The organism is Cytophagales bacterium, assembly GCA_033344775.1.
Lineage (GTDB): Bacteria > Bacteroidota > Bacteroidia > Cytophagales > Cyclobacteriaceae > JAWPMT01.
This window is the reverse complement of record JAWPMT010000007.1, coordinates 215,746-236,296: the sequence shown is the minus strand read 5'-3', so window position 1 is coordinate 236,296 and position 20,551 is coordinate 215,746. Positions and strand designations below refer to the sequence as shown.

Below are 20,551 nucleotides of genomic sequence, written 5' to 3'. Positions count from 1 at the left end.
TTTAGGCCTTGTCAAGCGGCATGCTTTGTGTAGTGACCTATTTCTTTCATTCTTAGCCGATATTCACTTTACTTTAAGGGCAATTAGAAGCTATGAAGATTTCATTAAGCGAGATTTGGAATTTCATCCAAATGATCGATCAGGAGGAAAGTGGATGGTATTATTCGTTAACCGCGGGCAACGTACGAATTGTCGGTTTGGATCATACGACTCTCCTGAACCTTCGCAATGATGAAAACTACGATACGGAATTATTACCCTCGCTTTTTACTTTTCGGGAGATTTTATGGCAGCCAGATGTATTTACTGAGGCATCGATGAGTCTACCTGGCTTGCGGATTCTCAAAGCCTACAGCGAAGAGTGTGCCGAACAGCTTCAGGAAGAAAAATCCACGATCTCAGAAATCTATGCGAAGTTGATCCTCGGATTGAGTGCCGCTTCTGAGGAAGCGATCCAACAATTGGAATCCGGAAATGTGCCTGTCACCAAAGTACTTCGGGACCTTCGCAAAGCCTGCTTCCCTATCATTAAGTTCTTTATTTTCCATCCCCAAAATAGAGTCGATTACCATAGTGATGCGGTCAATCGGCTGAATTATGCAGTGAAAGTCATGTTGACACAATTTTATGGCCGATATACCGAGCTTGAAGATCCCTACTGGGAAATCAGCTATGACAAAGGCGGAGAAAACGGAACTGCTAAAAAAATGCAAAAAGCTGCGGCAACACCGGAAGTTTCAACCAAAGAAGATTGAACCTATCTGCAGAATTTCTGTTAAAGACAACAACTGACCCTTAAAAGACGATCGTTATACCCCTTGGAAACCGAAGAGACTAAAAGTTCCCGTGAGCGTTCAAGCTTCTTGCTCAAAAACCTTGTTCGGGGGCTCCTTTGGCTGACCGTTATCATTGGCGGCTACATCATTGCCAAAAAATATTTTCAATTTGATTTGAAGGAGGCCCTGGGGCCCATTTACGATGAGCCCACTATTATTTACAGCATCTTCCTGGGTTCAGAAGTGATCTTCGGGATCATACCTCCTGAATTTTTCATGTTCTGGTCTGCCCGACATGGCGATATGGATCTCTATATCCAAAATACGGCATTATTAGCAGCGATATCCTACGTCGCAGGTTTGATTGGGTATGGCATTGGTTCTTTCTTCAACACTACCCGGCTGTACCGCACCATAAAAAAGAATTTCCTGGGCAAAGTCGAAAAGCAATTTCAGGCCTATGGAGGGTTTCTGGTTATTGTTGCAGCACTTACCCCCCTTCCGTTTTCAGGAATTTGTATGCTCGTAGGAGCTGTGAAATATCCTTTTCGAAAATTTTTGTTGATGGCGCTTATCCGATTCGCTCGGTTTGGTGTTTATGCTTATATCATTTGGCAGACGAATTCATTTTAACTCATGGAGCAAAAAGCTGGTGTCTTGTTGGTCAACCTCGGCACACCCAATTCTACGGCTACGCCTGACGTACGTAAATATTTAAGAGAATTTCTTTCGGACAAACGTGTGATTGACATTCCATCCGTTCCGCGGTGGTTGTTGGTCAACATGATCATTGCACCCTTTCGGGCACCTAAATCCGCAGAAGAATACCGTAAACTTTTCACAGAGCGTGGCTCACCCTTGAAGTACTACACAGAAGACATCACTAAACTGCTACAAGAAGTGCTTGGTGATGACTATGTGGTCGATTTCGCCATGCGATATCAAGAACCATCTTTACCAGATGTACTAAAAAAAATGCAGGATGCTCGCGTCTCCTCTATTCATGTCATTCCGCTGTTTCCGCAATACGCCTCAGCGACTACCGGGTCTGTGATCGACCGAGTCATGGAAATCGTGAAAGGCTGGCAGATCATTCCCGAGATCAAATTCACTTCTCAGTTTCTGGAGCATGAATTGTTCATCGAGACCATTGCAGATCAGGGCAGCGTCTTCATGGAAAGAGAAGCATACGATCACTATGTGTTCAGCTATCACGGATTACCGGAAAGACAAATTCGTAAAGGCTCCTACGGTGACTATTGCCAATTAGGCACCTGCTGTAGTACCCTCAACGAAGAAAACCGCTACTGTTATCGGGCACAGTGTTTTGAAACCACACGTCTTGTAGCGGCTAAACTGAATATTCCGGAAGAAAAGTATACCGTATGCTTCCAGTCACGCCTGGGCAGAGATCCCTGGGTGCAGCCCTACACGGAGGATACTTTGCTCAATCTGGCGAAGGAAGGAAAGAAAAAGGTACTGGCCTTTTCTCCAGCGTTTGTATCCGATTGCCTGGAAACCACCATTGAAGTTGGGGAAACCTATCAGGAAGACTTTCTACATGCAGGAGGGGAAAAGTGGGACCTGGTGCCTAGCCTGAATGCAGAGCCCAAATGGGTAGAATGCCTGAAGCAGTTAGTGGTGGAAAAACAGTAAGTAGTTCCAAAATCCCGGAACTACTCACCATTCAATCAAATATTAGTAATTCAGCGCAGCTAGTGCCGGAGAACCATTGAATACATTCACCTTTCCTACAGTGGTGTAAACCAAAGTGGTCCAGGAATTGTCACCACCAGAAAGTGGCATGTCCACGGAGTTTCCACTGATATCTACGGTGATTTGATCGCCTGATTGACTGAATTTATGAATTGCTGAAGGATCGCCATTTTGTGGAACACTAATTTGTTGTCCATCTACTGTGACGTTCAATGCTTTTCCTGAAAAATTTACTACGGTGAAATAATTGTTCGCAGCCATGATATTATGATTTACTGATTGTATGTACGCTTACTCTGTTTCGGATTTTCAGCTTTCCTCCTCTCTTCAATCAGATGAATTTGTGATTGATGATGAGACAAAGTTGAAAGAAAGCATTATCAGGGGCATGCCACGTATACACCGGATGTTGATTTACCTCAAATGAGGTAGACTCACTCCAATGTTGTATCGTTGTGCTGCCAGTAGGCAGCACCAAATCTGTCGGTATCCAAACCAAGTAGATAGTGAAACCACACTTTGGAGTCGTACCAGAACACTTTGAGAAAGCCATTTTCCAGGAATCGACGGGCAGAAGTCCTTATCCGCGAAGGAACGATTTTTAACCTTCCGTGCTCTCGTAAGGCAAGGCACAAGTAGGAGCTTTCCATGATCAACTTTTCAGGATAGCCACCAATTTGTTCGAGTATTGATCTTCGACAAAATACAGCTTGATCGCCAAGGAAGTTATAATCGACCCTTATCCTTAAACGGTTGAGGGCTGCCAGGGCTTGCAAATACCATTGGCGTTCCTGGAACTCAAAATCAAAGGCGCCACCTACGACCCTGGGGTCAGACAGACTTTTTTTGATGAGTAGATCAAAGGATTCCGGTAATTGGGTATCGGCATCCAAAAACATGATCACTTCACCAGCAGCTTGCCGTAAGCCAAAATTGAGCACAGCATATTTTTTGCCTTTTAGCGAAGGCTGCTCAAAGGTTTTTACCTCCAGGTCCTTCACAGTCTCCAAAGTATGATCTACACTACCATTGTCCACTACAATGATTTCCAGTTGGCTTACATCAGCACACATGGCTTGCGTATGAAGGATGGTGTTCCGAAGGTTTGCAGCTTCGTTGAGGGTCGGGATGACAATGCTCAGGTACTTCAATCAGAATGATTTAAGTCGCAATGCTGAGCAATTTTTAACTAATAAGAAAGCGTACAAAAAAGGAAGCTACCATTTGTCGGCAGCTTCCTTCATGATTTGGGTATTTTAGAATGACGTTATCTAACGATAGAGATTTTTTTCGTATCCAATAAATTGTTATTCAAATCTACAAATCGGGCAACCAGGATTCCTTTTGGTAATTCACTCAGATCAATTGCATTATTATTTCTACTAATCCGGAAAGTAGAAAGCTTTTTCCCACTCAGGCTAATGATTTGAACGTCCATTTCCATCAATGATGGGTGCCCCTGGAATATTTCATCAGCTCCTAGTTGTTGAGAAAATTGGAAGCCCGGAAAGATACCGATGCCTCCACCGCCACTGCAGTCGTCCAGATAGCCGGTTCGGGTTCTCCAGGAAGTGTAGGAACCACAGGCCTTTTTCACTCGTACCCGATAATATTGATAAGCACCATCAACATTATTGGTGAGGATATTGATCTCATTGGTCCCTTGCCCATTCAGTATAGTGGCTCCTGAAACGTACCATTCATAGATTGGACAATGCGCTGAATTGTTGTCAATGGCTACCAGTTGCACAGCGCTTCCCGGACAAACATCGGATATCTGTCCACTGGCTGGGCCGTTCAACTGAATAGATGAAACCGTGGACACATTGCCACCGGAAACCGTCACCGATCTGGATGCGGTACAGGAATTGATGTCCGAATAGGAGGCAGAAATTTGACCGGAAAAGGAACTGCTACAGTTATTGGCTTTCACTCGTAAAGTAGTACTGGTTGCCCCACTCACAATGGTCACTCCGGAAGGAACTTGCCACGAAATATTGGTCGCGCTTCCTGATCCGCCAGTCAAGTGAAAAGTTGATGTGGTACAACCGATCGTACTCGGACCAGTAACGGAAAAGTCGCACGGCTGATCTACAACAGATGCACAAACCGTAACTGGAAAGGTGTCAGAGCAGGAGCCACTTACATCCGAATAAGTGACAGAGATCTGGCCTGAAAATGAAGAACCGGTATTGTCAGAGCGAACTGTAATCGTTGAGCTATTTGCTCCACTGACTACTGTAACTCCTGTAGGAAATTGCCATGAAATATTCGTTGCTGATCCTGTTCCTCCTGTCAATTGATAGGTAGTGTTAGAACAGCCTAGCGTACTTGAACCAGAAATTGAAAAGTCGCAAGGGGTATCTCCACAATTCGTGCAACCGCCACCTCCGGATACATAAGTCAATCTTCTTACCTGATGGTTACTGAATTGGCCAGTTGTCATTTGGTTACGATTCGTTGCCCCACCTGGCCAGCTGTCTTTGTAGTAGAAAACGCCATTGGTGTGCTCGTAGATAAAAATGGCATGCTGAATGCCTGCTGATGCTCCATTGCAAGTTTCAAATCCGTAATTATCAATAACTGCTACCACCCCATTACCGGCGGCCAATTGATCAATGACTTTTTGGGGTGTAAAATTGGAAGTGATATGATGGATTGACAGGTTACTAAATGAATAATCCGGACTAGTCGCTGATTGCGTAAAATTGAATGAATCATTGCCAACTATATCTTCCGGGCATTGTGTGCCAGATTGGTATCCCCCAAGTGTGTTACACCAATCCAAGTTGCCGACGTTCCCGAAAGGGCCGCCTCCGGTAGTACAGCCAAAGCTGGCGATGCCATTAAAATCTCCACAATCCAAGGGGCTATAGTTAGGCAATGAGGCAGCGCTAGTAAAATTGAAGGCTGAGCCCGCTTCCATGGCACCATAATCGATCATGTGTTGTAGCGGTAAGGTGACCAATTGTGAAAGGGAAGCATTGGGAACTCCATTTGATCCGCCCAAAACACAGTCACTCCAGTAACGCCACTCATTGATGTTGACACCCGAATGCCCTCCTTGTGTTTGCCCCTGAGCTTGTAAAGCTTTGGATTCCATCGCCGCGACGGTAGCAAAAATGTAGCATGGACCTTGTAACAGTTGATCCGATGCATGATCGGAATAGGGTACTTTTTGCGCCAATAGTTGTAGGTTCATTAGCATCAATAACCCTACGCTGTAAAGTAGTTTGTTTTTCATGTTGTGTCATTTTTAGGTTATGGAGAAAGATAGATGTTTTTACACCAAAAGCGGGCACCGTTGTTATTTAGAAAAACAGAATATAGTTTGGACGACAGATTTCACTTTCTCTACCTCTCCAAGTCCTTGCAACTATTTATCTTGACAGCTATTAACCTGGTTTATTCATGAAAAGACATCATAAGGTCGTCTTGATCACATTCTTGCTTTCCACAGTAGCAACAACGCTTTCTATTGGCCAAACCAATCCATTCAAAACACATATTCAGGAAAATGGCCATCAGATCGTTGCAGATTTTGCTAAACTCTTAGCGATTCCCAATGTGGCCTATGATCTGCCAAACATCAATAAGAATGCAACTTTCATTGTCCAACAGCTGGAAGCAAGAGGCATAGAAGCCAAGCTTTTGCGCACCGTGAGTACACCTCCGATTGTATTCGGTTATCTACCGGTAAAAGGAGCCACCAGAACATTAGCTTTTTATGTGCATTATGACGGGCAGCCTGTCAACAAGGCAAACTGGACCAATGATCCGTGGGAGCCGATTTTGTATGATAAGGCCCTTTTTGATGATGGAAAACCCATTCCCTTTCCTAAAAAAGGTGACAAGATTGACCCGGAAAACCGAATTTATGCCCGATCCGCAGGTGATGACAAAGGGCCGATCATCTCGATTCTGAATGCCCTGGATGTGATCCGAAAAGAAGAGATGAACATCACTTCCAACCTGATTTTCTTCTTTGAAGGCCAGGAAGAAGCAGGATCTAAAAATTTACGCAGATACCTGGAAGACAACCGCGAACTCATCGATGAAATTGATCTGTGGATGTTTTGCGATGGTCCGGTTCATCAATCACGAAGGCCACAGTTAGTCTTTGGGGTGCGGGGCGTTACCGGACTGGAAGTTACCGTGTACGGACCCAACAGATCGTTGCACAGCGGTCACTATGGCAACTGGGCGCCAGTCCCCGGCCAAATGATCTCGTCATTGATCTCCAGCATGAAAGATGCTGATGGCAATGTGATCATAGAAGGATTTTATGATGATGTGGCTCCATTGACTTCAAGAGAAATAGAGGCGCTGGCCAGTGCCCCGGATGTGGATGCCGCCTTGAAAATGGAACTGGGCATCAATGATACCGAAGGCAGTGAATCCTTGTATGAAAGGTTACTATATCCTTCCCTGACCATCAAAGGCATCAGCACAGGAAATGTAGGCCAGGAGGCCAGAAATGTCATTCCTTCAACAGCAACAGCCTCTTTAGGCATTCGGCTGGTGAAAGGTTGCGATCCTGAAAAAATGGTGGATCTGGTAGAGGCACATATCAAAAAACAAGGGTATCACATCGTGACCGAAGACCCGGATCAGGAAACTCGCCTAAAATATCCGAAAATTGCCAAAGTCACGCGTGGAGGTGGTTATCCCGCAGCACGTACTTCGATGGACGTACCTATCACACAAGAAATAGTAGCTGCCACCCAAAATGTTGCCGGAGATGATTTGGTCTTGCTCCCCACTTTGGGAGGGTCCTTGCCCCTTTATCTTTTTACAGATGTGCTGAAAAAACCTGCAATCATCGTCCCCATTGCCAATCATGATAATAACCAGCATGCTGCAGATGAAAATCTTCGGCTGGCCAATCTTTGGTACGGAATTGAATTGATGGGTGCAATTATGACGATGGAGTGATCTAAGTACTTACTTCCATTTGGCATTTCAGATACCATTCTTAAACCATAATCATAGATAAATCATGTCTAATTCTATTTCTTTGGCTCCGACAAGTACGTTGACGACCAACACCAACCAGTTTGTTCTATTTACTGAAGATTGGTTAAGTATCCAGGCTTTGGCAGTGAAGGTCCAAAAACTACCTGCTACCAACTCTGATTTCACCGCTAAGTATGGCACTTTTAATACGGACATGGAAACGGAAATCACTAATTGCGTATCTGGATTTTCAAGTTTGCAACAGGCAGCAGTTACCCTGGGCAGTCCTGATCAAATGCAGGATGCACTCCGCAATTTCCCAGGAGGAACAGAACCCACCGAATTATTACCAATAATGGTTTGGATTGCAAATCACATAAAAGTAAATGCCTCGAAGGTTGCTGCAGCGATTTCTCATACGGCAGAGATTTACAGTACCTTACAAACGACCCAGGATAAAGCAAATGCTCTGCAGAAGCTCCTGCACGGAGATCCGGGAATTGTGGCACTGGCCTCGGCCATCAATTTAAAAATTGCTTCTCTTATTTCCTCACTTGAAGGCTGGCATACCGATCAATTGAGCCCGGCAATTGATAAAACCCTTCCGTACGTGAGTGACAAGTCAAAGATCATGGCTCACTTAAATAAGGATATGAATCTATTGCAAACATTGCAAATCGAAGTAAACCAGGCTCATAATTTATGGAGCCAATATACCGCTGCGGCAACTTCATCATCAATATTAGTGACTGTTATTTCTTTCGGCATTTTGTTGCCTGTCAGTGCTGTGTTAGGAGGTGCTCTTGGAGCTCAAGCAGTAAAGTACAGGAAGGCTTATGATTCATATATAACGCAATACAATAGTGAAGAAAAGGATTTTCAGAAAAAATCGAAACTTAAAATCGACCTTATAGCATTGAATTCGGAACTTACCGGATATAGCCAGATGGTTACTAATATCCATTCTGCATTGCAGGAGATTCAACAAACCTGGGGTGATTTTGAGGCAACGCTTAGTCCGCTTGTTAATATGAGTGTATCTCAATTGGAGAATGAAGCTAGCCATATAGTTGCAAAAGATCTGCACCACGCGGCAAAAAGCTGGAACGACATAAGTACAAGTGCCTCAGAATTTCTAGTCCAAAGCATGCCAACCTGGGATACTTCTTTATCGCTGGGAGACCCGTTGCCTTCCTGAGAGTGTCCATCCAACGCTGGCTTGGTTCCCGCTGAGTAAGGAATATTTCAGAGACTGCAACATCAGGAGAGCTGTCTTCCATTAATCTGATTACTGGAGTAACCAGATTACTACTATCTTCGAAAAACTTTTTTTCAAATTCCGGGAAACCTTCCGTTTTTTCTCCTGTCTTTGTTGTGTTTACTGAGGTGAAAAGCGAATACCAACATATCCACCGACACCTAATTGTGCTGAGTCAGCAGGGCGATCAGACCGCCCAGGCGGAGCTGTATAAGCTCTATGCTAAGGCCATGTACAATATTTGTCGACGTATGCTTGGGGATGACGAGGAAGCGCGGGACATCCTGCAGGAATCGTTCATTGATGCTTTTCAAAAACTGCCTTCCTTGCGGGAGGTGAATACTTTTAGTCTGTGGATCAAGCGCATTGTGACCAATAATTGCATCAATGCTATCCGGAAACGCCGGATTATGACCACTGAACTGAAGGAGGGTATCGACCCGATGGACGATGATGACGATAATTTTGATTACACCGAATTCAAAGCGGGTAGAATAATGGAGGCCGTGGACACGTTACCAGATGGGTGCCGCACGGTCCTCAATCTCTATTTGTTTGAGGGGTATGATCACAAAGAGATCGCTCAGATCTTGTCCATTACCGAATCAGCGAGCAAGGCGCAATATTGCAAAGCCAAAGCTCGCATCAGGAATCAATTAGCAGATCAACAGCAACAATATGTCTGATCCATTAAAAAGACACGTCGACGCCAATCGCTCTGAATTCGAGGTATTTCCTTTCGATGAAGAAGCAGCTTGGGATGAGATCGCTTCCAAAATTCAACCGATCAAAACGAAATCACAGCGGCTGAAGCCATGGCTTTATGTCGCCGCTTCTGTTTTGCTGGTGGCGATGTTTGGAGTATCAGTGATCCAACCCAATCAAGTGGAGACGGCTTACTCTTCCGAGATCATGGAAGCCAAAAACTACTACCAGCAAATGGTAGATGGCAAGATCTCTTTGGTGAAGTCTTTGGTAGATGACGAGGAGTTGTTTGCTGACCTGGAAGCCATGGATGTGGCCTTCGAAGAGTTAGAAAAGGATCTGAAGGACGATGTGGACAATGAAGAAGTGGTAGCAGCGATGATCGACAACTATCGCCTGAAATTGAAGATCCTGGAAAAAATATTGGAAGAATTAGATCAAGATGAGCATGAGCAAGTGGAGCCGACAAATCTATAGTACGATCATTCTGGTACTCGTTGCTTTCTGCGCAACCTGCCAGGTGCGTGTAGACAAGGAATATGACCAGTTGTTTGCCTTGAATCCGGGTGACAAAGTAGAAGTGACCAATAAATATGGTGAAGTGATCATCCAAACCTGGTACAAGGACTCAGTTCGCATCAAAGTAAATGTTGAGGCCCGCGGCAAGAACGAATATGCGGTGAATAAGGCCATGCGGCGCGTAGATATTGACCTCCGAAAAATCGGCAATCTGGTTGCTGCGGAAACGGAAATTGAGAAAAAAGGCGGCATGCTAAGTGAATTAGTTGGGGAAGTAAGTGACGTGTCTAATTCTCTTTTCAGCAATCAGAAATTCACGGTGGATTATGAGATCTGGATGCCGGCAGATGTGGCCCTTTCCATTGATAACCGTTATGGAAATGTGTACCTGGCACAAATGGAAGGTGTGGTAGATCTGACGCTGGCCCATGGTGACATCAGAGGCAATCGCATCAACAATCAAATTGACTTGAAACACAGCTTTGGCAAAGTGACCTTTGACTACATCAAAGAAGGTGAGATCAGCTTAAGAGGATCAGAATTCAAGCTCGATGAAGCGGATGAATTGTTTTTCGAATCGAGCTCGTCTGAGATTTCCGTCAAAAAAGGCAACACCTTGAAGTTCAATTCCCGCAACGATAAATTCTATCTGGATAAGGTGAAAAATATCCATGGGGATGGCTCCTTTACGGACCTCAACCTGGCTACCCTGGCCATCACCGCTCGGCTGGACTTCAGCTACGGGGATATTTATCTCAATGGTATTGCTAATGATTTTGACGAAGTGACGATCACTGGAAAATCAACAGACATTAATTTGGTGATTGATCAATCTTCTTATATCCAGGCGAAAATTTCGGGTCCTGAAGAAAGCATGTTTTTACCCAATAGCATGCTGACATTGCAACGAGAAGAACTGGAAGATGAGCAAGTAACGCTCAGTGGAACCGTAGGAAATACCAACACAGACATCAGTACCATGAATGTGAAAGCCAACAATGGCAAAATTATTGTAGCCATTAGTGAGGTACCCATATTCACCAGCCGCGATTAAAGGATGCTAGCCCGTATTTGCCTTATTTCATTGATGCTGTGGTCGTCAACGGCCATGGCACAGTCCATGTATGAACAGTCTGCCGGTGTTCGGTTAGGACATACCGCCGGATTAACCTTCAAAAAATTCATGATTGAAGAGGAAGCCATCGAGGTGATGTTGAGTGGTCGAAAAGATGGATTACAGCTGACTACCCTCTACACCTTCCATAAGCCCATGGAGTTTTCTTTCAATGAAAATTTCTTCGTGTATTACGGTGTAGGAGCGCACGTGGGCTATGAAAATTACGATCGATTCAGCAAGGCATTGGTTTCATTCGATCCGCCAGAATTTGTCTTTAGGGAACGGACCTTCTTTGTCATGGGCGCAGATGCGCTGTTAGGAATCGAGTACCGTTGGTTAAGTGTACCAATCACTATTTCCTTTGATTTGAAACCTTATTTCAGTTTTATCGGTATGCGATATACAAATGGCAGGTTCTGGGATTCTGCTATTTCGTTTAAATACATTTTTTAGACCAGATCATCCCAACGCATCAAACCAATCTAAATGAGACAAATAATTACGGGAATTGTCTGCTTCTTGGCTGTGGCGCATGTACAGGCCCAACGCTACGAAGACGTCAATGATCCAAAGGAGGTCAAATCCCTGCTTAGTAAAAACAATCAAATCGAAGGTTTTGGTGGGATCGACCTAAAAGTTGCTGACATCATCAGCGAACGTACCTTACTCGTAGGCGGATCTGGCGGGGTGATCATCAACCGTTCTTATTTCCTGGGCATTGCTGCCTACGGACTTGCCACGCAGCCTTCTATGGACGGCATTGTTCCCGGACCTAATACGGAAAAACGTCTGACTTTGTATGGAGGCTATGGCGGTGTAGTGGTAGGTGGGACCATTCTGGGAAAAGAAGTGGTGCACATCAGTCTGCCCATCACTTTTGGAGCAGGAAATCTGGATGTCTCTGACGATGACTTTTTTGATCAGGGCCTGAACGACAATCAGTTTACCGTGGAGAGTTCCACCTTCTTTGTCATCGAACCCGCAGCTCAATTGGAATTTAACATTACCTCTTACTTGCGCGTGGCTACTGGAGTCAGCTATCGTTGGGTAACAGGATTGGAATTGGTGAATGTCTCCAATGATGACATGACAGGATTGACCGGCGTGCTCTCGATCAGGGTAGGAAGGTTCTGAAATACAAAAAAAAACATCCTTAGCGCTTTAAGCTAAATCACATAAATCCATTACTCACAAGCGCTGCGAGATTCCCAATAAAATGCTCTTCGTTAATAAACTTAAAGTTCATTTTTCGAGAATGACGTTTTTTTCAATTTGCTTACAAAGAAGAAGCAAAGGTTTGCCTAACGATCGCATACCAATCACGAAGTACTCACCACCATCTTTCAGTTTATATTTCTTCTTGAGCTGATCCGGAGTTAACGGATAATTACGTGTGATGATATTCGCTTTTTGATCCGGCAATAGCTTTTTCAAATTGCTTTTCGTCATTTCCTCAATCACTTCAAATATTCTTCCCGGAAATCCTGGAACCAGTTCCTTAGAAGTGTAGAGATGACTATTGACGTCCAGCTTTGTCAATCCAAATTGCTGTCCAATCAACTTATAAGCACCAGCTTTCATGACGGCCACATTTGGTTCATAAAGCCAATTTTGGACTGATCCTATGGTTGAATCAGCATTCGCTTCCTCCGACTTCCGAAAATTGAATTCTTGCTTATCCCTTGCCAGATTTACAGCTATCATGCTTGGCTCCTCCTCCCAATCTGGTTGGATCAAATAGAGCACTTCTTTCAACTCATTTTTGACTGCCACCAAATGCACTTCCTTCACGTTGGTAAGTTCAGACAATGCCAGGTCCACATCCAACATGGGTGAAGTTTTGATCAACGATGTAGCTCCTTTCTCTAGGATTCTCGGGACCAGTTGTGAAGCATCTGGTTCACAATCGGTCAGTTTGAATACTTTGCTGTTGTTCTCTCCTCTTCTTGCAGGATCGAAGTAAAAACAAGTGCCTGCTTGAGCTTTCCTTCGAGCAAGGAAGTCCGATGCTTCTGTATGATTAACATGAATGGCTTCTTTTCCCAATTGTTTAGCATTGTGGATAAACACTGCACAGAGATCAGGATTCTTTTCTACATAATGAGTTTCCTCAAAATTCTCAGAAAGCGCCATGCAATCAATCCCCATACCTCCGGTCAAGTCGACCAGGGTTTTCCCCCGGATCAGTTCCTTTTTGTACGTAGCAGTTTCCTCAGATGAGGATTGCTCTAACGAAAGTGGTGGCGGATAAACAAGTCCGGGAGTAGCCTTCCAGGAAGGTAATTTCTTGACCGCCTTTTTTTGACTGATCAATTGATCAACAAAGAGCCGGATATTTTTCGAAACCTCTGGATAATCTTTTTTAGGTGGGTTTAGGACCAGTTGATTGGGGTCAGAATGCTCATGGGCTTGTAGAAATGCCTGGCCTTCTTCGGAAGTGATCAACTCAAAATCGCTGGTGTCCATAAGTGCAAGTTTAGTGCACACTGCAATCTTACATCAAAGAAAGAGCTGACCAATTAAGCCAATCGTCATCCCTACAGTTCCCCAATGCCATTAAACTAAGATTCGTCATTGCGAAGAATTGAAGCAGTCTATTTCGTGCTGCTGCTTTGAAACCGTATCTGAGATTGCTTCACATGCACGCAATGACGGTCCTTTTTTTAGTATAATGGCCTTTGGGCACCAATCCGGGTACGACGGGATTGACGGCTCCGATTGGAGATTTTGTGTAGTTGAAAAGCGAGCACCCTAGTCATAATATTTACATTTAGGTTTTTTATATTAAATTTACATTTAGGTATTTAATAGTAGTGGTTATGAAACCTTACCAATTAGGTGAATTTGAAGAGATCGTTTTGCTGACCGTAGCTATCCTTCAGGATGACGCATACGGAGTGACGATCCGGCATGAAATAGAGCAGCGAGCACAACGAAAAGTAAGCGTGAGTGCACTCCAAACGGCTTTGCGACGCATGGAGAAAAAGGGCTATCTGGAGTCCGCATTTGGAGAGGCTACGGCTGTCCGGGGTGGAAAGCGCAAGCGATATTTCAAAGTAACGCGCATGGGTGTAAAAGCACTGGAACATACGCGTGATATTCGCTCAGAATTATGGAGTGCGGTTCCAAAAATGTCCTTCGACTTTTCCTGGACTTAAACATCGAGTGCTGAAACCCTCAAGGTCAAATACACCAAAATATACCACACGCTTTTTGAAGTGGTTTCTTCATCCGGATTACCTGGAAGACATCCAGGGCGATCTCGCGGAGGAATTCGAATTACAGAAAAATCAAAGGTCAATCACATGGGCGAACCAATGGTATCGGTATCAGGTGCTGCGGCTATTCAGGCCGGCAATGATGAAAAAACCCGATCCGGTAAAGCCCGTCGAAAACTCAACTACCATGTTTAGAAACTATCTCAAAATCGGTCTGAGAAACTTGTGGAAATACAAGTCAAGCACGGCCATCAATGTCATCGGTCTCACTACGGGCCTAACGGCATTCCTGCTCATTAGCATTTTTGTCAAAGACGAATTCTCTTATGATCGCAATCATGAGAAAGGCGAGCAGATCTATCGGGTCACGGTAAAAAACTTTGATAACAGTGGCTCGATTTCACGGCACTGGGCCTTCGCATCTGCAGGACATGCGGAACGATTGAAAGAAGACTATGCCGCCATTACTCACGCTACCAGATTCTATTGCTGGGCATTTCCGGATCTCACCATTGATAATCGTAAGCTGCCTTCACAACAGGTCGTTTTCGCGGATGATGATGTATTCGACATGTTCACTTTCCCATTCATTATCGGTGATCCCAACACCGCTTTTGAGGACATCTTTTCTCTGGTCCTTAGCGAAGAAATGGCCATAAAAATGTTTGGTAGCGACTGGCGGGATCAGGACATCCTGGGGAAAACCATCGAATTATCAGGCAGGGGCCAAAAAGCACCTTTTACCATCACGGGGGTCATGGAGACCATGCCAGAGCAACAGCATTTTCATTTCGACTATCTGGCGCCTCTTCGCTTCCTGGAACAAATGTTCGGACAAGATGCGATGAACAATGTCGGGGGAAATTATAACTGGCTGACTTATGTTTTGCTCGACCCTAACGTCCAACTTCCTGAGATGGAAAGCCTGACCGTGGAATTTTTTGATAAATACATTGGAAAGATGAGCAACGGCCGGGAGGCTCGTGACTTTTTCGCCTTTGAATTCCAGCCGCTGTTCGATATCCACTTACATTCCAATTTGGAAGGAGAGTATGAAACCAACGGAGACATTCAGCAAGTTTTTATCTTCTCTGTGGTGGGCATCTTATTGTTACTGGTCGCTTGCATCAATTATATGAACCTGGCTACTTCACATTATTCCAGACGCATGAAGGAAGTTGGCGTTCGAAAAGCCATTGGAGCCCGTAAGGCAACTTTAATCAAGCAATTTCTAACCGAGTCTTCTTTGATCACTTTGATCTCATTGCCTATCGCCTTAGCCCTTGCTTACTTGTGCCTGCCGTATGTCAATGACTTTCTGGTGAAAAAGATGTCATTTGATCTGCTATTTGAGGGAGAATTGCTACTCATAGTTGTAGCTGTAGTCATCGGTATTGGATTCATCGCTGGTTCTTATCCTGCAGCCTTTCTGGCAAAGATCAACCTCATCCAGGCATTGAAAGGAGAACAATCACTCAATGCAAAAAAATGGAATTTCCGTTCCTGGCTGGTGACCTTTCAATTTGCTGTGACCATTTCTTTGATCTTCGCCATACTGGTAATTGAATCTCAGATGCGATTCATCAACAGCAATGATCCTGGTTTTCGTCGGGAACAAATCCTTGAAGTTTTCTTATCCAGGAACATCAATGATCTGGAGGTCTTCAAAAATGAATTGCTGCGTTTACCTGCAGTGGAGAGTGCCACATATTCGTCTAGAATCCCTACAGGTCGACTTTCCGATAGTATGGGTGCACGAGTCTTCAAAGGTGATTCTGCTGTAAGCACAGGCTTTAGATTGCCATTCATCAGAGTAGATGAAGACTTCAATAAGACATTTGAAATCGACCTGATTGCCGGAGAAGACTTTCGAAAAGACCAAAGCATGGACCGTGATAGCATCGGCTACTACATCATTAATCGAACTGCCGCAGAAAGACTAGGATACCTGAAACCAGAAGAAGCAATAGGTAAACGACTTAGTTATGGGCCATACAATGGACAAAGATTCAAGGTCGGTCGTATCCAGGGAGTGGTCGAAGATTTCAATTTTGAATCGATCAAAAGCCCGATTGTTCCCATGGTGATGCTGAAAGCCGCCAATCCAAGAAGAATTTCACTCAAAATGAATACGCAGGACTTACAAAGTACGCTTAGATCCATTGAAGACATCTGGACACAATTTGAGCCGGAGAGATCCGTGAGATATCAATTTGTAGATGAATCTTTCAAAGATCAATACGAACAAGAACAGAAATTGAGCAACATGCTGAAGGTCTTTACCTTTATCGCGATTCTGATTGCCTGTCTGGGTCTCATTGGTATGGTGGGATTCATTATCGAGACGAAAATAAAGGAAATCGGGATCAGAAAAGTATTGGGTGCCGATACAGGAAAGATCATGTATCTGATCGGCAATCGATTCATTGTCTTGATTCTGTTAGCCTTTGTTATTTCTTTACCAATCGCGTATTTTCTGATGTCAGATTGGCTCGAAGTGTTTGCTTATCGGATCAATATCTCGGTTTGGGTCATCGTGGCACCTTTGTTCCTTACGTTGCTGCTTACTTTAGTTGCGATTTCTTACCAGACATTTAAGGCTTCCACGGTTAATCCTGTGCTTTGTTTGAAGGATGAGTAGGAATTATTTGATTTAAGAATTGATGGGTTGTAAATCCCCCGGTCTTCGACCACCCCCTTAAAAGGGGGATTTTGCCAAAAATGATTGAGAGTTAAAAAAGGAAAGGCCCTATTCAGGGCCTTATTCTTTTAGTTTTAGAGTAAAACATTGATTTAAAATACCTTGGTACAAGTGCCCGAAAGTTTCGTAGCACCAGTCTCTCAATTCAGTGATATCATCTGCAACCAATGAGCGAATTGCTTTCTTCAATTCTTTCTCAAAAAGGTTCACATCAAAACTCACCTTTGAGAGGATAGTTTTAAAGTACTCCAACATTCAAGTGAAATTTTGTTAACTCATTATCTCATACCGTAAATTTGGCGTTCATTTGTGTTAGAATCGTATCCTAAAAGTTAAGGAATTTTACCATTCCACACAAGTTCGGTTACGGTTATTGTTTATTCAAACCTATAACGATGAAGTCAATATTAAGTTGCCTGTGGTTCATTTCAATCGTTATCACTGCTTCCGCGCAGGAAGTTTCTGTGAAATACGGAGGCGACGAAGTAGCAGTTAATCAGGTGTTTACAATAACACTTACAATTGAGAATGAGCGACTAAAAAATTACAGCCCTTTTCCCGAGATTGACGGTTTTTTGAAGCGAGGTACCTCTTCCAGTACCTCTACCAGCTTCATCAACGGGAAAATGACCTCCTCTCAGAGTATCATCCAAAACTATCAGCCTACGAAAGAAGGCACCTTCAACATTCCGGACTTTACTATCGCTGTGAATGGGAAAAATTATGAGGTTCAAGGGACCACCGTTACCGTAGGCCCCGCAGCGCAACGATCTCAACGTAACAACTCCGACGCTTTTGACCCCTTTGACTTCTTTAATCGACGTAGGCAGCCCAGTCAACAACAAGAATTTGTAGATGTGCAGGCGGAAGCCTTCCTCGCCCTGACAACTGATAAAAAAGAAGTGTACGTCGGTGAAGGTTTCACCACCACACTTGCCTTTTACGTAGCCGAGTCCAATCGTGCAGACATGCGGTTCTATGAATTGGGCAAACAAATCACGGAAATCGTCAAGCAGATCAAACCTGAGAACTGCTGGGAAGAAAATTTTAACATTGATAACATTAATGGGCAGCCAGTCACGTTGAATGGCAAACCATACACGCAGTACAAAATCTTTCAGGCGGCTTACTATCCTCTTAACGAAGAACCCATCGAATTTGAATCTGTTGGTTTGAAATTGATCAAATACAAAGTGGCCAAGAACCCAAGCTTCTTTGGCAGAAATCGACAAGAGGACTTTGAAACGTTCTATTCCAAGCCAAAGACAGTTGAAGTAGTTCCATTGCCTCCACACCCGTTAAGAGAAAGCGTTTCAGTTGGAACGTTTGACCTGACCGAGAACATTTCGAACAAAGCGCTAAAAACAGGAGAAAGCTTCAATTATCAATTCAAGGTCCGAGGGATAGGCAACATCAGTTCAGTAGAAGCGCCACGCATTCCGGAAGATGGCCAATTTGATTTTTATGAGCCCAACATCCAACAAGATGTTCGAAGGGCCCAGAACCTGGTTTCCGGAACAAAAGCCTTTAATTTTTATGGCATTCCTAATGAACCAGGGACCTATAACCTGGGAGACTACATGCAATGGATCTACTTTGATCCGGACAAAGAACAATACGATACACTACGTTCAGAACTGGTGGTGAATGTAAGTGGAGAAAGTCGCAAAAATGAATATATCTCTTCCAGCGACCTGGGCAGCTTTTATGACCAGATCCAGTATGAGGAGAATGCACTCGCCAGTGTTTCGGGAGATGAGTTGATGAAATATTTAACCAACGCGTTGATCATAGTCGTCCTGGTGATTTTAACCGTTTTTCGAAGAAACGAAATTAGAGATGGATTTGCTCAATTCGTCGAGTCAAATAACATTCAAATAGTCAAAGCGCTGGCTTTATTGATTGGCATTCATGTGGTGATTAATTCCGCACTACTGGTATTACCGTTCGATGTTGAACTCTTACAGTTCTTTTTGATGATCCTCATGGCTGTGGCAACAATCATTGTTTTAGGTAGATTGCTGTTCAGAAGTAAGCGTTACATCGTCGCCGGAGACATGTTCTTTTACAACTTCATCTCGATTTTTATAGCCACACTGATCAATGGACTCATTACCGGAAGCATGACACAATATGACTGGTCCAACACTTTTATTTTCACCTTTATCGGTCATCTGTTATTTGCTTTCATACTGATTCAGATCCATGCCCTGGGGCATTTTTTTGTAAGACAAGGTTATTCCAAATGGGATGCAATCATCCCTTTTAAAAACCTTTACATTTTATGTAAAATCACCGATAAGCACTTTATCACAGAATTACTGTTGGCGTTCATCCCTATAGTCAACATTTATTACACTTATCTCCTGTTTTCAAAAGTTTGTCAACTTCAGAAAATCGATGACAAACATGCTATTTTCGCTACGATTTTTCCTTTCGTAGCACAATCAAAAATTTTCTACGACAACAAGGAGAATTACGCTCGCATTTACAAGTTTGGATATGGGAAATAGCTTTGGTAATCTCTTTCGGATTACCACTTTTGGCGAATCGCACGGAAAAGGCATTGGCGTCATTTTAGACGGATGTCCCGCTGGCGTTTCAGTAGATGAGGATTTCATTCAAAATGAATTGGCCCGGCGAAAGCCAGGCCAGTCTAAGATCACCACGCAACGAAAAGAGGAGGATGAGGTAGAGATCCTTTCCGGTGTTTTCGAAGGTAAAACCACGGGAACACCTATTTCAATGGTCATCCGCAACAAAGACCAGAAAAGCAAAGACTATTCGCATATTGCTGAAAAGTTTCGGCCTTCACATGCTGATTATACTTATCAGGAAAAGTACGGCATTCGTGACTACCGTGGAGGCGGGCGTAGTTCAGCCCGGGAAACAGCGGCGCGAGTTGCTGCAGGAGCCATCGCCAAGCTCATGTTGAAAGAACTTGGCGTAGTAAGCCATTCTTTCGTGTCACAAGTTGGGGATTTGAAATTGGAGAAGTCTTATCAGGACCTGGACCTGTCTTTGATCGATTCGAATGCCGTGAGATGTCCCGATCCGGAAACTGCAGATCAAATGTTTGAATACATTGATGAAGTCCGAAAAAGCCGGGACACAGTTGGCGGGATCATTACTGGTGTCATACGAGGAGTTCCTGTAGGACTAGGGGAGCCAGTTTTTGATAAGCTGCACGCAGAATTGGGCAAGGCCATGTTGAGCATCAACGCGGTGAAAGGCTTTGAATATGGCAGTGGTTTCGAGGGCGTCAAAAAAAGAGGTTCCGAACATAACGATGAATTCTACAAAGACGGAGACCACATCCGTACCCGCACGAATTACTCAGGCGGGGTACAAGGCGGTATCTCCAATGGCGAGGATATCTATTTTAATGTGGCTTTCAAGCCTGTAGCTACCCTGATGCAAGACCAAAGCAGTGTAGATCAGGAAGGCAATGAGGTTACCGTAAGTGGAAAAGGCAGACACGATCCTTGTGTTGTCCCACGTGCTGTCCCGATCGTGGAAGCCATGGCGGCATTGGTCATTGCTGATTTCTATTTAATCAGCAGAACGAATAAATTACACGACTAA

The 20,551-nt window shown here is 44.0% G+C and carries 19 protein-coding genes; 14 read left to right on the top strand and 5 right to left on the bottom strand.

The genetic code is table 11. The features are described from left to right. Window positions 1-92: 92 nt before the first annotated feature. The 3 genes from R8G66_33055 (at window position 93) to hemH (ending at window position 2,432) form a co-directional block, all read left to right on the top strand. Window positions 93-755, top strand: coding sequence for a hypothetical protein (locus R8G66_33055; GenBank protein MDW3197254.1), 663 nt, complete (start codon window positions 93-95; stop codon window positions 753-755). A 63-nt stretch (window positions 756-818) separates the two neighbouring features. Then, window positions 819-1,409 (top strand): VTT domain-containing protein, encoded by a 591-nt coding sequence (locus tag R8G66_33050; GenBank protein ID MDW3197253.1) that lies wholly within the window; start codon window positions 819-821, stop codon window positions 1,407-1,409. 3 nt (window positions 1,410-1,412) lie between these two features. Next, a complete protein-coding gene (gene hemH, locus R8G66_33045) occupies window positions 1,413-2,432 on the top strand; it encodes a ferrochelatase (protein ID MDW3197252.1) in 1,020 nt (339 codons plus the stop codon). 42 nt (window positions 2,433-2,474) lie between these two features. On the opposite strand, the gene R8G66_33040 is transcribed toward hemH, so the two are convergent. The 3 genes from R8G66_33040 to R8G66_33030 all read right to left on the bottom strand — a co-directional run bounded on the left by R8G66_33040 (window position 2,475) and on the right by R8G66_33030 (window position 5,736). Next, entirely contained in the window at window positions 2,475-2,753 is a 279-nt protein-coding gene (locus tag R8G66_33040) for a hypothetical protein (GenBank protein ID MDW3197251.1), read from the bottom strand. A 173-nt stretch (window positions 2,754-2,926) separates the two neighbouring features. After that, a complete protein-coding gene (locus R8G66_33035) occupies window positions 2,927-3,643 on the bottom strand; it encodes a glycosyltransferase family 2 protein (GenBank protein ID MDW3197250.1) in 717 nt (238 codons plus the stop codon). 116 nt (window positions 3,644-3,759) lie between these two features. Next, window positions 3,760-5,736 carry a hypothetical protein gene (locus tag R8G66_33030; protein ID MDW3197249.1) on the bottom strand — a complete coding sequence of 659 codons (1,977 nt, stop codon included), beginning with the start codon at window positions 5,734-5,736 and terminating at the stop codon, window positions 3,760-3,762. A gap of 167 nt (window positions 5,737-5,903) precedes the next feature. On the opposite strand from R8G66_33030, the gene R8G66_33025 reads away from it, so the two are divergent. Then, complete coding sequence (locus R8G66_33025; GenBank protein ID MDW3197248.1) at window positions 5,904-7,427, top strand: M20/M25/M40 family metallo-hydrolase; 1,524 nt, start codon at window positions 5,904-5,906, stop codon at window positions 7,425-7,427. A 51-nt stretch (window positions 7,428-7,478) separates the two neighbouring features. Here the strand turns inward: R8G66_33025 and R8G66_33020 are convergent, their stop codons facing one another. Then, window positions 7,479-7,664, bottom strand: coding sequence for a hypothetical protein (locus R8G66_33020; protein MDW3197247.1), 186 nt, complete (start codon window positions 7,662-7,664; stop codon window positions 7,479-7,481). Here R8G66_33020 and R8G66_33015 point away from each other — a divergent pair. The 6 genes from R8G66_33015 (at window position 7,663) to R8G66_32990 (ending at window position 12,181) form a co-directional block, all read left to right on the top strand. After that, the gene (locus tag R8G66_33015) at window positions 7,663-8,646 is read left to right on the top strand and encodes a hypothetical protein (GenBank protein MDW3197246.1); all 984 of its coding nucleotides are present in this window, start codon (window positions 7,663-7,665) and stop codon (window positions 8,644-8,646) included. The genes R8G66_33020 and R8G66_33015 overlap by 2 nt on opposite strands. A gap of 188 nt (window positions 8,647-8,834) precedes the next feature. Continuing rightward, the gene (locus R8G66_33010; protein MDW3197245.1) at window positions 8,835-9,392 is read left to right on the top strand and encodes a sigma-70 family RNA polymerase sigma factor; all 558 of its coding nucleotides are present in this window, start codon (window positions 8,835-8,837) and stop codon (window positions 9,390-9,392) included. Next, window positions 9,385-9,888: a hypothetical protein gene (locus R8G66_33005; protein MDW3197244.1), complete on the top strand. Its 504-nt coding sequence runs from the start codon at window positions 9,385-9,387 to the stop codon at window positions 9,886-9,888. The genes R8G66_33010 and R8G66_33005 overlap by 8 nt, the downstream gene beginning before the upstream one ends. Further along, on the top strand, window positions 9,860-10,984 hold the full coding sequence (locus R8G66_33000) for a hypothetical protein (protein ID MDW3197243.1): 1,125 nt from the start codon (window positions 9,860-9,862) through the stop codon (window positions 10,982-10,984). Before R8G66_33005 ends, R8G66_33000 begins: the two co-directional genes overlap by 29 nt. A 33-nt stretch (window positions 10,985-11,017) precedes the next feature. After that, window positions 11,018-11,500 (top strand): hypothetical protein, encoded by a 483-nt coding sequence (locus R8G66_32995; protein ID MDW3197242.1) that lies wholly within the window; start codon window positions 11,018-11,020, stop codon window positions 11,498-11,500. Between the two features lie 33 nt (window positions 11,501-11,533). Further along, the gene (locus tag R8G66_32990) at window positions 11,534-12,181 is read left to right on the top strand and encodes a hypothetical protein (GenBank protein ID MDW3197241.1); all 648 of its coding nucleotides are present in this window, start codon (window positions 11,534-11,536) and stop codon (window positions 12,179-12,181) included. Between the two features lie 108 nt (window positions 12,182-12,289). Here the strand turns inward: R8G66_32990 and R8G66_32985 are convergent, their stop codons facing one another. Further along, the gene (locus R8G66_32985) at window positions 12,290-13,513 is read right to left on the bottom strand and encodes a class I SAM-dependent methyltransferase (protein ID MDW3197240.1); all 1,224 of its coding nucleotides are present in this window, start codon (window positions 13,511-13,513) and stop codon (window positions 12,290-12,292) included. Window positions 13,514-13,866: 353 nt separating this feature from the next. Here R8G66_32985 and R8G66_32980 point away from each other — a divergent pair, with 353 nt between their 5' ends. From R8G66_32980 to aroC, 4 genes are all read left to right on the top strand, one after another. Then, window positions 13,867-14,205 (top strand): helix-turn-helix transcriptional regulator, encoded by a 339-nt coding sequence (locus R8G66_32980; protein MDW3197239.1) that lies wholly within the window; start codon window positions 13,867-13,869, stop codon window positions 14,203-14,205. After that, a complete protein-coding gene (locus R8G66_32975; GenBank protein ID MDW3197238.1) occupies window positions 14,141-16,906 on the top strand; it encodes an FtsX-like permease family protein in 2,766 nt (921 codons plus the stop codon). The genes R8G66_32980 and R8G66_32975 overlap by 65 nt, the downstream gene beginning before the upstream one ends. Before the next feature lie 455 nt (window positions 16,907-17,361). After that, window positions 17,362-19,479 (top strand): BatD family protein, encoded by a 2,118-nt coding sequence (locus R8G66_32970; protein ID MDW3197237.1) that lies wholly within the window; start codon window positions 17,362-17,364, stop codon window positions 19,477-19,479. Further along, a complete protein-coding gene (gene aroC / locus R8G66_32965) occupies window positions 19,469-20,551 on the top strand; it encodes a chorismate synthase (GenBank protein MDW3197236.1) in 1,083 nt (360 codons plus the stop codon). The genes R8G66_32970 and aroC overlap by 11 nt, the downstream gene beginning before the upstream one ends.

What these genes read in the sequence shown, in the direction of transcription:
- R8G66_33055 (MDW3197254.1), top strand. Translation starts at nt 93, where the DNA reads ATGAAGATTTCATTAAGCGAGATTTGGAATTTCATCCAAATGATCGAT.
- hemH (MDW3197252.1), top strand. Translation starts at nt 1,413, where the DNA reads ATGGAGCAAAAAGCTGGTGTCTTGTTGGTCAACCTCGGCACACCCAAT.
- R8G66_33040 (MDW3197251.1), bottom strand. Translation starts at nt 2,753, where the DNA reads ATGGCTGCGAACAATTATTTCACCGTAGTAAATTTTTCAGGAAAAGCA.
- R8G66_33030 (MDW3197249.1), bottom strand. Translation starts at nt 5,736, where the DNA reads ATGAAAAACAAACTACTTTACAGCGTAGGGTTATTGATGCTAATGAAC.
- R8G66_33025 (MDW3197248.1), top strand. Translation starts at nt 5,904, where the DNA reads ATGAAAAGACATCATAAGGTCGTCTTGATCACATTCTTGCTTTCCACA.
- R8G66_33015 (MDW3197246.1), top strand. Translation starts at nt 7,663, where the DNA reads ATGGAAACGGAAATCACTAATTGCGTATCTGGATTTTCAAGTTTGCAA.
- R8G66_33020 (MDW3197247.1), bottom strand. Translation starts at nt 7,664, where the DNA reads ATGTCCGTATTAAAAGTGCCATACTTAGCGGTGAAATCAGAGTTGGTA.
- R8G66_33005 (MDW3197244.1), top strand. Translation starts at nt 9,385, where the DNA reads ATGTCTGATCCATTAAAAAGACACGTCGACGCCAATCGCTCTGAATTC.
- R8G66_33000 (MDW3197243.1), top strand. Translation starts at nt 9,860, where the DNA reads ATGAGCAAGTGGAGCCGACAAATCTATAGTACGATCATTCTGGTACTC.
- R8G66_32995 (MDW3197242.1), top strand. Translation starts at nt 11,018, where the DNA reads ATGCTGTGGTCGTCAACGGCCATGGCACAGTCCATGTATGAACAGTCT.
- R8G66_32990 (MDW3197241.1), top strand. Translation starts at nt 11,534, where the DNA reads ATGAGACAAATAATTACGGGAATTGTCTGCTTCTTGGCTGTGGCGCAT.
- R8G66_32985 (MDW3197240.1), bottom strand. Translation starts at nt 13,513, where the DNA reads ATGGACACCAGCGATTTTGAGTTGATCACTTCCGAAGAAGGCCAGGCA.
- R8G66_32980 (MDW3197239.1), top strand. Translation starts at nt 13,867, where the DNA reads ATGAAACCTTACCAATTAGGTGAATTTGAAGAGATCGTTTTGCTGACC.
- R8G66_32970 (MDW3197237.1), top strand. Translation starts at nt 17,362, where the DNA reads ATGAAGTCAATATTAAGTTGCCTGTGGTTCATTTCAATCGTTATCACT.
- aroC (MDW3197236.1), top strand. Translation starts at nt 19,469, where the DNA reads ATGGGAAATAGCTTTGGTAATCTCTTTCGGATTACCACTTTTGGCGAA.